We start from the raw sequence: 12,194 nt of genomic DNA, 5'->3' as shown, positions 1-12,194 counted from the left end.
AAAATACTGTAAATATCACCAATAATGTACAATAATAAGTACTAAATTCGTTATCAATGGGGAGTACGATGGACGTTATTAGCTACACCGAATTACGCAAAAACTTATCCCACTCTTTTGACAAAGTGGTGGCTGACCGTAATCCATTAATAATTACTCGGCAAAATGCTGAACCTATGGTATTAATTAGCCTCCAAGATTTTAATGCTTATCAAGAAACAGCTTATCTATTGAGCAATCCCAATAACGCCAAGCGCTTAAGACGTTCCATTAGTGATGCAAAGTCAGCCAAAGTAACCTCTAGAGAATTAATTGAGCTTGAAGACTAATACTGAGGTCTAACAAATGCTACTATCATGGACAGATGATGCGTGGGAAGATTATTTATATTGGCAAAAACACAGCAAAGCAAATTTAAAACGCATTAATACCTTAATTACAGCCATCAAACGCACACCATTTGAAGGGATTGGTAAGCCAGAGCCTTTAAAGCATGAGTTGGCGGGTTACTGGTCAAGACGTATTGACCAAGAACACCGCTTAGTTTATGAGGTCCAAGAAGAACACATTATTATTGTGCAATGTCGCTTTCATTATTAAAATCTGTCTTAGAACCTGTATTCATAATCCAAAATCAGGGGATTTTTAGACTAAAATTGCGTAATACAAGGCAAATTTTGGGGCGAATAGTCATTCTATTTAACCCAAAATTTAACGCCGTAGTACGTCTATTTTAGGCAAAAAGCCACCTTTGTGGGTTGTGAATACAGGTTCTTAGTTAGCATTAGACATTAGCTTTAATTTTATGGATAAAATTCTCTATGCAAACCCTCACCGCTTTAGTTTTTGATAATTTTGAAACCCTCGATTTATATGGGGTCATTGAGATGTTCGGTAGTTTGCCTGAGCATTATCGTATCCAATTTGCCTCACTCTCAGGTGGTATCATTCATAACCAACATAACGTTACCTTAACCACCACAACCATTGAACAATTAGAATGTGCAACCGATATTTTATTGGTTATTGGTGGTCAAGGCACACGACAACTGGTGAATGATAAACAGTTTTTACAAGCCCTAACCCATCTTGCTACCTCTGCTGATTGGATACTGAGTGTCTGTACTGGCAGTGCGTTGTTGGCAAAAGCAGGGCTATTAGATGATATACAAGCCACCTCAAACAAACGCGCTTGGCAATGGGTCATCAGCCAATCATCGCAAGTAAACTGGGTTGCTCAAGCTCGCTGGGTGGTTGATGGCAAATTTTATACCTCATCGGGGGTCAGCGCAGGTATGGATATGGCACTGGGATTTATTGCTGATAGACATGGCATTGAGGTTGCTCGGCAAATTGCCCATGACATTGAATATCGCTGGCATAAAGTCAGTACTCAAGATGAGTTTTGCCGATTATGATATGAATGACTTTCATTAGCGTTTTTTGACAATTCAGAGTAAAATAGGGCAGTTTTTCTTATAAAATATTACGATGGTTGATGACTTTCTTATATCCCGCTCGTATTAAAATAACCATTAAAATTAACCAATTAAGCGACTTACCTTATGCGTGATTACCAACTGTTTACCTCCGAATCTGTTAGCGAAGGTCATCCTGACAAAATGGCTGACCAAATCTCCGACGCCCTACTCGATGCCATTTTGCGTGAAGACTTGCATGCCCGTGTCGCCTGTGAAACCTTAGTAAAAACAGGGGCTGTGGTGCTGGCAGGAGAAATCTCCACCACCGCCAATATTGATATTGAGCGTATCGTGCGTGATACGGTTAAAGGCATTGGCTATCAGCATTCAGACTTAGGATTTGATGGCGAAACCTGTGCGGTAATTAACATGATTGGTAAGCAATCGCCCGAAATTGCCCAAGGGGTTGACCGTAGTAATCCAGAAGACCAAGGTGCTGGCGACCAAGGTTTAATGTTTGGCTATGCCAGCAATGAAACTGAAGTGCTGATGCCTGCTCCAATTGAATTTGCGCATCGCTTGATGGAGCGTCAATCTGAGCTGCGCCGCTCAGGACATCTACCTTGGTTACGCCCTGATGCCAAAGCCCAAGTGACACTAAAATATGATGGTGATAAACCAACCGCCATTGATGCCGTGGTTTTATCTACCCAACACGACCCCAGTATTTCACAAAAAGACTTGCAAGAAGCGGTGATGGAAGAGATTATCAAACAGGTTATCCCTGCGCATCTATTACATGCCGATACTCGCTATCACATCAATCCTACTGGTAAGTTTGTCATCGGTGGTCCTGTTGGTGATGCAGGTTTAACAGGTCGCAAAATTATCGTTGATACCTATGGCGGTATGGCACGTCATGGTGGCGGTGCATTTAGTGGCAAAGACCCCTCAAAAGTTGACCGCAGTGCCGCTTATGCAGGACGCTATGTTGCCAAAAACATCGTCGCAGCAGGGCTTGCCGACCGTTGTGAAGTACAAGTAAGCTACGCCATTGGTGTGGCTCAGCCCACCTCTATTTCAGTCAATACGTTTGGCACAGGAAAAATCAGTACCGATGCCATCATTGAGCTGATTCGCCAGCATTTTGACCTGCGTCCTTATGGCATCACTCGTATGCTTAACTTATTGCAGCCTATGTACCAACAAACGGCTACTTATGGGCACTTTGGTCGTCAAGGTAGTGATACTGCCTTTACTTGGGAAAAAACCGATAGAGCCGAGTTATTAAGAGCTGATGCAGGTATTTAGCCTGTTATTTTTCCCCTCCTCCTAGCCCCCTCCCAGTATGAGGGGGAACAGTACCCTCCAACTTTGGGGAAGGGAGACAGCATACTTTTTAGAACACTACCAAAACTGGATATGATAAAATCTATCCAGTTTTTTTATGTCTAAATTTACCCCCATCAATCATTCAGCAAAAGGATAAAGCCATGAGCCAACAAAATACAAACAGCCAAAACCCTCAAGATGACACCCAAAATAATCCCCAAAATACTGACCAAACCACCGTTGAAATCACTCCAGAAATGCAAGCCTTTTATCAACGTGCCGATGCCATCATTGAGCTGGCAAATAGCCAACTAAGTCCCGAGTCACACTCTGGTCAAGTCGGTGCATCACTGCTTTATGCTGCTGCCCGTTATAGTGCTTCGGTTGCCTCTATTGGCTTTGTCAAAGGTGATGATTTGCGCAAAGAAAAAGAAGAAATTATCGAATTTTATGCCAAACAATATCGCCAAATGCTGAGCGATAACTTAGAAGATTATGCCCAAAACTTTGATAAATACGTGCAATTAGATAAGTAGGCAGATAAATACAATATATTAGCAACCTTACTCATCTTCAAAACAAGGAAGTTATTATGAGCAACCAAGAAAATCTGATAAGCCTACCTGCCCCCATACAAGCCCTACTTGAGCAAAGTAAGGTAAACGTAGTGTCTATAAGCTTACAAAAAGCAGATAAAGAGCTTGCTCTAACCGCTAGTAAAATCGGTGGGTTTGGTTATCTACCAGAAAATGAAACTTATCCAAGTAAAGCTAATGGCACGCCATTGGCTTTATTGGTACAAATTAATTTTGCTGAGGTAGCTGGTGCGGTAGATTTATCACAACTGCCACAGCCTTTGCCTGAATCAGGAATTTTGCAGATTTATATTGATGGTGAAGATGATTTATATGGCGCAGATTTTGATAATCCATTCCCCAGTGAAAAATATCAAGTACGCTTTTGGCAAGATATAACACTACCAGTGAATCAAACGGCTTTGGAGCAAGCAAAAGCTGACCTTGAGAAGTTAGCCAATGATAATGGTGATTATTATCTACCATTTAACCATATAGATGAGCCAGATGAGCTTGCTATTACATTTAAGCTAGCGGTGCAATCTTGTAATATAGATTGTTATGAATATGAAAAATTAAAAACAAAGATTATTCCAGATATTGCTGATAAAGATATAGAGGATTATATTGAAGAGTATGCTAAAAATAATAATTTAGACATAGCAGACCCTTACGATACTGTTATTGATTATGGTGACCTTGCCAACTGTCAAGGTCACCAGTTATTAGGATATCCTTTTTTTACCCAATGTGACCTTCGATACAATAATGCCTCTTTAGCAAATCATATTTTACTCTTACAAATAGATACAGATGATAAAGCTAATTTAATGTGGGGAGATTCTGGCATTGCCAATTTCTTTATCACACCTAATGAGTTGAAAAACAAAAACTTTAGTCGCTTGGTTTATAATTGGGATTGTTATTAGCCAAACCATTAAAACATTCATATTACTTTTTATTTCAAACACTTACATTAATTATGGCATAAAAATTAGATAATAGGGGTTAGCTGATAAATATAAGACAAACACGATATGATATCGCTGTATTGCCACTCATTAAACCAATCAGCACTATCTAAATCTAATTAAGGTCATACTATGAATGAACATAAAACACGCAATCCCAAACCTGCCTTTGCACCCAATCCTGACAGCAAACTAACCCATGCTTTTGGTTTGGGCTGTGTTGCCGTTGGTAGTGGCATGAATGAAAATTCTGATGAACAGATACATAACGCTTTACAGCAAGCATGGGATTTAGGGATACGTTATTATGACACCTCGCCTCGCTATGGTAATGGTTTAAGCGAACGCCGTTTGGGTCGATTTTTATTTACGCAAAATCGTGATGACTATGTATTGTCTAGTAAAATTGGTCGGCTATTTTGGGGTGACCCTGCCTACAGCTATCCTGATGATACCTTTTGGAAGGGCAAAACCTACCAAAATTATCACTATGATTATAGTGCCTCAGGGGTCAGACGCTCTATCGAAGACAGCCTAAACCGTATGGGGCTGTCCCATTTAGACTACGTTTTTGTCCATGATATTGATTCAAGAAACAGCGATATTGATTGGGAAGTACGCTTTAAGGAATGTGAAAAAGGGGCATTTCCTGAGCTAATTCGTATGCGTGAAGAAGGCATTATCAAAGGTTGGGGTATCGGTGTTAATGAGGTTGAACCCATCATTCGTGCCATGCAAGTATCGGACCCTGACATTAGCTTATCAGCACAGCAATACTCGCTGATTAAACAAGCCGATTCAATTAATCGCCTCTTCCCCGAAGCCAAAAAACGCAACATGCAAATTGTCTTGGGCGGGGTTTTAGAGTCTGGATTTTTAGCAGGTAAAAACCGTTATGCGTATCAGCCTAACAACGTCACCCCAGAGCTGGTTGCCAAACGTAATAAACTGCAAAAAATTGCTGATGACTTTAATGTCGATTTGCGTACAGCAGCATTGCAGTTTGCTACAGCTCCTGAGGCAGTCACTTCCATTGTGGTCGGTGCCAGTTCAGCCGAGCAGGTTCAACAAAATATCGCCTCATTACAAGTTGCTATTCCCCAAGAGTTTTGGCAACAATTAAAACAACAAGGCTTGATTATGCAACAGGCTGAAACTGATATTAAACCGTTACAACTCTAGAAACCTGTATTTACCATCTTCAATGATGGCTTTTTGCCTAAACACAGTTAACCCTCCAAACCATGATTGGCGTGGGGGTTTTGTTATTTAAACTTATACCAACCTCATACAAACAAGGCTGGTTAATATCGAGTGCAAATTTCTTCTTCACCTTTTTTTTCGCCATAATACTCTCGGCAACTTTCTTGCGTCGGGGCAATACTTTCTGGCCATAAATCATTAGAAAACTGCACATCATGTATGTCATCTAAATCAGAACTACATTCATTAATAAAGCCAATTGATATCACAACAATAGCAATTTTAATATATGGTTTTTGAAATATATTTTTTGCTTTGTTTGCTTTGTTGGTTGATGATAACATCATCAGTATCTTCCATTTGTCATAATCCCTACCCCACAATATAACCCATCAAAAATAGTGTATCATAGTTATTTGAATATCGTTATTTGAGCATCGTTATTTGCACCTCATAACTGGGTAAAAATAGAATTGACAAGGAATATTTATGCCGCGCACCTTTGCTATTGGTGATATTCATGGTTGCCTGAGCCTATTAAAGACATTGTTAGCCCATATTCAGCCTACACAAGACGATACCTTGATATTTTTGGGTGATATGGTGGATAGAGGAGAAGACAGCAAAGGTGTTTTGGACTGTGTGATGATGCTTGAAAAACAATGTCATGTTATTGTGATTAAAGGCAATCATGAAGAGATGATGCTTGGTAGTATGAGTGATACAGAAACGGCTAAGTTTTGGCTGCGTTATGGTGGGGCTGAGGCAATGCAATCATTTGGTTTACAGCCAAGTCTTGAGCAGATAAAACATATTCCTTTTAAATATAAATGCTGGCTTGAGTCTCTGCGTAATTACTATGAAACGGTAGATTTTATCTTTTGTCATGCCACACCAAAAGCTGATATTAGTATGGATACCCAAGGAGATGAAGGTCTGCGTTGGCGCAAACTTAGAAAAGCTGACGGTAGACACATTTCTGGTAAAACCATTATTTGTGGTCATAGTGAGCAACGAAATGGACAAGTCAAGCAGCAAGAGGGCATCATTTGTATTGATACCTTTGCTTATGGTTGTGGCGTATTAACTGCATTGGAAGTAGAGACTTTGACAGCTTGGCAAGCACAATCAGATGGCAGATGTCTTAAAACACTGCTTAACTTGTTCTGATATTTTTCCGCAATAGATTGATTAATTGGGGCGACCTTGATGCGCCTCAGCACCCTTATCAGCAATATAATCATTAATTTGCTGTAAACGCTCAGGTGTACCCACATCTATCCAGTTATCTTGTATCAGCTCAGCAGTGATTTGAAACTTTGGCATCGCTTTTTTAAGTAGCGGTGCAAGCGGCGCAGCTTGACCCACCACTTGCTCTGCAACCAACTTAGGAGACATCACACTGATACCTGAAAAAGTATATTTTTCAGCATCTGCAATTGCTTGCTCACTTGCCAGCCCATTTTGAATAGCAAAGTCACCTTGCCCATTATGACTAGGATTATCAATCATTAACAAATGAGCTAACTGGTCGGCACTCATCTCATAATCAACCAACTGGGCAAAATCATACGTTGTCCATATATCACCATTGACTAAAATAAATGGTTCATCTTTGAGCTTGTTTGTCTGTAGCGCATAAAAAATTCCCCCTGCTGTCTCTAGTGGCTCTTCTTCTACTGACCAATGGATATTAACCCCATAATCGTCCCCATCACCAATGGCTTGCATCAACTTATCTGATAACCAAGCAGTATTGATAGTGATATCAGTGATGCCAGCCGCTTTTAACGCTTTAATGTGCCAAACAATTAATGGCTGTCCACCCACTTTCACCAAAGGCTTAGGAATTTCATTGGTAATGGGCTGCAAACGTGTACCTTTGCCTGCTGCCAAAATCATCGCTTGTGAGATAGGCATAGTCGAATCCTTAATCAATACAATTTAATAATACCGCTTATCAAGTGAGGATATCTATCCTAGCAAATGCTGCTTTTGCTCATACACAGGTACAACCTCAGCTTCAAACCACTGAGTAAATGCTGCCACCGCCTCCTGAGCCTCTACATCGCCCTGTTGACTAAGCCACGCCAGCTCAAAACGTAAATCCTGCATCACCTTTGCAATATCTGCCAGATATCTTAGCTTGCCATCACGTTTTGCTAGACGAATAAAAATACCCAAAATTTTTAAATGACGCTGCACCCCTACTATGTTCATATCTTGATAAAACTCATCAGCCGTTGCTGCGGTTTTTAAGCCTGAAGACTGTTGATACTGCCAAAAATCACTGACCCAATCTTTAATGGTTTGCTCATCCCAATTGACATACGCATCACGTAATAATGACAGCAAATCATAACTATAAGCCCCTATTACTGCATCTTGAAAGTCAATCACCCCCAGCTTGTCAACATTTTGTCTATCGAGCATTAAGTTACGACTATGATAATCACGATGCACCACCACTTGTGGCTGCGAGGTTATTTGCTTTGTCAGCCATTGGGTTAACTGCTGCCATACTTGCTGTGCAGACGTACTCATACTGATATCAAAATAAGGCAAAAACCAATCGCTAAATAACGCCATCTCATCATTGAGCTTGTTCACATCATAATCAGGCAGGTTGGCTTGCTGACGAGCCTGATTAATATCTAACCCTTGCAACTCAATAAGCGTTCGCATCGCCCATTGATAGTAATCATTGACCCGTTGTGCTTTTTGGCCATCTTCGGGTAACTGTTGTAATAAATGCGCAAATTCTGTCGTACCAAAATCTTGTAGCACCAAAAACCCCTGCTGCATATCTTTAGCAATGATCGTCGGTACATTAACTACGGCTGCTAGTAGCTCATCAACTGCGACAAACTCAGTGATGGACTCTTTTTGTGGTGGTGCATCCATAATAATATAACGTACGGTTGATTCCGACTGCGTCACTGCTTCACTTGTATCATCCATCTGTGTCAATGCAATACGATGATAACGACGGAAACTGGCATCACCTGGTAAGGAAGTTAAGTGATATTCTTGTCCAGAAAATACGTCATTAAGCCAATCTGTCAACTGCTGCATACGCAGCCTGTTTTCCGCTGTTAATGCTGTTGTTGCTAAAGCTTGGTCGCTTTTTTGTTGAGTCATAAAAAACCCTAAATATTCACCATTAAAAAAAACAAAAGAGAAGTCAGTGGCTGATTTTAATATCAGACTTGATTGCAATAATTATTTTCAAGTCAGCCACAAGGGATAAAAGTACAAAATATCTACTGTGCTAAAATCAGCCCATACAATAAGTTTTGTAGTAAAATGCTGCCATAGTGTAGCCCATTTGCCTTTTTTTGACTATGATATGACCTTATGGATCTACACATTTCTCATATTTAACTGATGTCAGCATACTAATGATAATAATTGTTAATCAAGATAAGTATAGATAGTATATGTAATATATCGGACATGGCTAATACCATGATGGTTTGATATTAGGCAAACCATAAATATATAGTTGTCTTGTATTCACATTGGTTTTACATTAAGACTCATCAAAGATAGAGGTACGTTTGCTTTACTCTCCGCTTTATTACAGTATTCGTTTGGTACTTATTGCTGCCACAGGGTTACCAGTATCATTATTGATCACCTCACAGTCGCATGCCCAAGTACAGCAGAATGCAAAAACTTCTGTCGATTCTGATGCCTTAACAGCAGATCAGCATCTCTTTAATGCCACAAAAAATGTCCTCATCACCAATGATGTCATAATAGATGAGACCAATACACTTAATAACGATACTCTTAACAGTATTGCGATAGAGTCTAATCCCAAGATAAACAGCAACAATAAACTTCGTCCAGACATAGACGAAGCAAATCTTAGTATTGATTCTCATTTGAAGCAGTCGCAGCAAGACGAACTGTTACCTGAACCTCTACCCGCAGTTTTGTCTGCTGATGAGTCTACTACCAATAACCAAAAACAACAAACTACTGATGCTACCAATACTGATACACAGGCTGTTATAACTGATAAGACACCTCCTACCAATATCAATAACACCGCCTTGACTCAAAACTTACCACAGTATTTAGCAAATAAGGTTACAGACAGTCTAGAAACTGACGAAGCAGCTCGCAGTCTAGAACGCTTAGCACAATTTTATCAATATAAGCCTAATCATGCCTCAGAGTCCAATCTATCACAATCTCAGTCGCCTTTGACTGATACAAATACTACGACTCAGCAGACCAAGCCAACCGTAGCCACCAGCATCGCACCTGTCATTGCACCCAGCATTTATTACCGATTACAGCAAAACGCTCCTGCTCGTTGTTATGGTACTTGGGTCAACCCTGTATTACCTTCAGATTACCAACGTGTACTTCAGCAACAAGCCTATTTGAATCCAACTGATGCCAAGCAATCTAACAACGCATTACCAATGTTTGCACAAGCAGACTATGCCTATTACGATAGTTTATCTTATTTAGAGCTAGTAGGAGATGTACAAGTTGTTCAAGCAGGACAATTTATTCAGTCAGATCAATTGGTTATTAACCTCAACCAAGGCATAGGTGGTGCTAAAGGTAATATATTATTTACCAATGCTGCCACCGCTAGTAACGCATCCACATCTACAACAGATATACCAAATTCATCCACCAGCCAGCCCCTAGCTGCTGGTATAGGGCTCATCGGGGTGGCAAATGAGTTGGCATACAATGCAAATGGACAAGCAACTGCTAAAGAGGTTGCTTTTGCCAGCATCCCCATGCAAGCCCATGGTTATGCACAGCAGCTTAATAGACCCAACGATACAACGATTGAGCTTGATAAAGTGATGTTTAGCACCTGCCCGCCTAATGACCGTAAATGGCAGCTAGAAGCAGCGCAAATTGATTTAGATACGTCTACTGGTCGTGGTGAAGCTTATGATATGACTTTTCGCCTAGGTAATGTGCCCATCCTCTATCTGCCTTACTTTAACTTTCCTATCGACAGTCGCCGTGCCAGTGGATTTTTATTACCACGAGCCAGTATTGATACTCAAAGTGGGGTGCAAGTTAGCCTTCCCTATTACATTAATATCGCACCCAATTATGATGCCACTGTAACCACACAGCTATTTAGTAATCGCAACCCAATGCTAAGTGGTGAGATGCGTTATTTAACTCACAATTATGGTACTGGCAAATTACTGGCATCTTATCTACCTCATGATAAGCAGTATCACCATAAAGATCGCAAAGGGCTTTTTTATAGTCATAATTGGACATCTGATACCATGCCACATTTAAGTGCCAATGTTATCTATAACTATGTATCTGATCCTAACTATCTGAATGATTTTGATGACTTAGGTCTATCTGATAATACCATCAATCTACCGAGACGTGCCGAAGCAAACTACTATAATGACTATTTAACAGGACAACTTAAAATAGAAACCTTTCAAAGCTTAGCAAGCATTGATGCAGACGGCAATAGAGTTCTTGATAAAGATAAGCCATACTCTCGCTTACCACAGATAGCTGTCAACTATCGCCTACCTTGGTTCGAAAATCTAAACATTACAGGGGTACATGACTCTGCTTATTTTAAAAAATCCATTGATGATGGCTCAGAGAATGAAAAAAGTGGCTTACGCGTCTATAATCAACTAAGTGCCAGTTATCCATTACAACGCTCATGGGGGTATGTTACCCCTAAAGTTAGTCTGCAACATTTATACACTACCTATGATGAAACCAGCAGGCTTGACAACAACTTAGCAAAAGATGATAAAAGCCAATCTGTTTTTGTACCACAATATAGCATTGATGCTGGGCTAATTTTCTATCAAGCAGGCTCACCCATGCACTGGTTTGATGATTCGCTAGGAGGTTATCAGCTACTTAGCCCTAGATTAAAATACATATATGCCCCTTATCGTGATCAAAATGATGTTCCTAACTTTAACACACGTATTGCCTCATTAAATTATTCACAATTATTTGCTGATAGCTGGTTTTTGGGTCATGACCGCCTACCCGACTACAATGCAGTGACACCAGGAATCAACTATCGTTACATCGATGCAATGGGTGTGACACGATTTGATGCTAGTATTGGCAAACAGTTTTATCTACAAAATGGTAGAGTGACTTTATCAAAAAATGATGCGATATTTACCAATGCTAACTCAGGTATTGTGTGGAATAGTAGCGCACAACCCTACCAAAATTTGTGGTTGGACTTTGATGGGGCATTAAAGTCTGATAACTCACTTAATTTTGTTACCACACAGCTACGCTATCAGCCCACAGCAAATAGTTTATTCAATGTTGGTTTCATCAAACGACTGGGAGATAATAATACCCGTCAACAACCGTTATCTGCTTTTACTGCCTCCACCATATTTCCAATCAAAAATAACTGGCGAGTATTGGCACAAGGACAGTATGATAACCACAACAATAAAATGATTGATGCACTGGTTGGTATAGACTACCAAGATTGTTGTTATGGTTTTGCTATTTATGGACGCAACTATTACAACAACCTAAATTTAGACAGTGACCCTACTCGTGCTATTATGGCTGAATTTCGTATTAATGGTTTTGGTAGTAGCAGCAGTGACAGCCGTTTAACTCGCTTACTCTCAGAGAAAATATCAGGCTTTGAACCTGTTGATGCCTACTGGAAACAGTAAAAC

At 40.1% G+C, this 12,194-nt stretch carries 12 protein-coding genes; 9 read left to right on the top strand and 3 right to left on the bottom strand.

Translation table 11 applies throughout. The annotated features are described in order from the left end of the window. Positions 1–68 precede the first annotated feature (68 nt). The 7 genes from FHK89_RS02635 to FHK89_RS02605 all read left to right on the top strand — a co-directional run bounded on the left by FHK89_RS02635 (position 69) and on the right by FHK89_RS02605 (position 5,481). Positions 69–329 carry a type II toxin-antitoxin system Phd/YefM family antitoxin gene (locus FHK89_RS02635; protein WP_230656457.1) on the top strand — a complete coding sequence of 87 codons (261 nt, stop codon included), beginning with the start codon at positions 69–71 and terminating at the stop codon, positions 327–329. A gap of 16 nt (positions 330–345) precedes the next feature. Next, positions 346–600, top strand: a complete 255-nt coding sequence (locus tag FHK89_RS02630; protein WP_230656453.1) for a Txe/YoeB family addiction module toxin — start codon at positions 346–348, stop codon at positions 598–600. A 221-nt stretch (positions 601–821) separates the two neighbouring features. Next, complete coding sequence (locus FHK89_RS02625; protein ID WP_230656450.1) at positions 822–1,418, top strand: DJ-1/PfpI family protein; 597 nt, start codon at positions 822–824, stop codon at positions 1,416–1,418. Between the two features lie 147 nt (positions 1,419–1,565). After that, positions 1,566–2,732: a methionine adenosyltransferase gene (gene metK / locus FHK89_RS02620; RefSeq protein WP_230656447.1), complete on the top strand. Its 1,167-nt coding sequence runs from the start codon at positions 1,566–1,568 to the stop codon at positions 2,730–2,732. A 278-nt stretch (positions 2,733–3,010) separates the two neighbouring features. Further along, on the top strand, positions 3,011–3,289 hold the full coding sequence (locus FHK89_RS02615) for a DUF3144 domain-containing protein (protein WP_230656658.1): 279 nt from the start codon (positions 3,011–3,013) through the stop codon (positions 3,287–3,289). 56 nt (positions 3,290–3,345) lie between these two features. Next, a complete protein-coding gene (locus tag FHK89_RS02610; protein WP_230656444.1) occupies positions 3,346–4,257 on the top strand; it encodes a YwqG family protein in 912 nt (303 codons plus the stop codon). Between the two features lie 174 nt (positions 4,258–4,431). Further along, a complete protein-coding gene (locus FHK89_RS02605) occupies positions 4,432–5,481 on the top strand; it encodes an aldo/keto reductase (RefSeq protein ID WP_230656441.1) in 1,050 nt (349 codons plus the stop codon). A gap of 122 nt (positions 5,482–5,603) precedes the next feature. Here FHK89_RS02605 and FHK89_RS02600 read toward each other — a convergent pair whose 3' ends face one another. Beyond that, complete coding sequence (locus FHK89_RS02600) at positions 5,604–5,849, bottom strand: hypothetical protein (protein ID WP_230656438.1); 246 nt, start codon at positions 5,847–5,849, stop codon at positions 5,604–5,606. 142 nt (positions 5,850–5,991) lie between these two features. Here FHK89_RS02600 and FHK89_RS02595 point away from each other — a divergent pair, with 142 nt between their 5' ends. Further along, positions 5,992–6,672, top strand: a complete 681-nt coding sequence (locus FHK89_RS02595; protein ID WP_230656436.1) for a metallophosphoesterase family protein — start codon at positions 5,992–5,994, stop codon at positions 6,670–6,672. Positions 6,673–6,693: 21 nt separating this feature from the next. Here FHK89_RS02595 and murU read toward each other — a convergent pair whose 3' ends face one another. Both murU and FHK89_RS02585 read right to left on the bottom strand, forming a co-directional pair. After that, positions 6,694–7,422 (bottom strand): N-acetylmuramate alpha-1-phosphate uridylyltransferase MurU, encoded by a 729-nt coding sequence (gene murU / locus FHK89_RS02590; RefSeq protein WP_230656432.1) that lies wholly within the window; start codon positions 7,420–7,422, stop codon positions 6,694–6,696. Between the two features lie 54 nt (positions 7,423–7,476). Beyond that, a complete protein-coding gene (locus FHK89_RS02585) occupies positions 7,477–8,643 on the bottom strand; it encodes an aminoglycoside phosphotransferase family protein (RefSeq protein WP_230656429.1) in 1,167 nt (388 codons plus the stop codon). Positions 8,644–9,062: 419 nt separating this feature from the next. On the opposite strand from FHK89_RS02585, the gene FHK89_RS02580 reads away from it, so the two are divergent. Continuing rightward, positions 9,063–12,191 carry an LPS-assembly protein LptD gene (locus FHK89_RS02580; protein WP_230656426.1) on the top strand — a complete coding sequence of 1,043 codons (3,129 nt, stop codon included), beginning with the start codon at positions 9,063–9,065 and terminating at the stop codon, positions 12,189–12,191. Positions 12,192–12,194 lie beyond the last annotated feature (3 nt).

The sequence above is a fragment of the Psychrobacter sp. I-STPA10 genome (genome assembly GCF_021012795.1).
Classification (GTDB): Bacteria; Pseudomonadota; Gammaproteobacteria; order Pseudomonadales; family Moraxellaceae; genus Psychrobacter.
The sequence above is the reverse complement of the archived record's forward strand: the minus strand, read 5'-3'. Positions and strand labels throughout refer to the sequence as shown.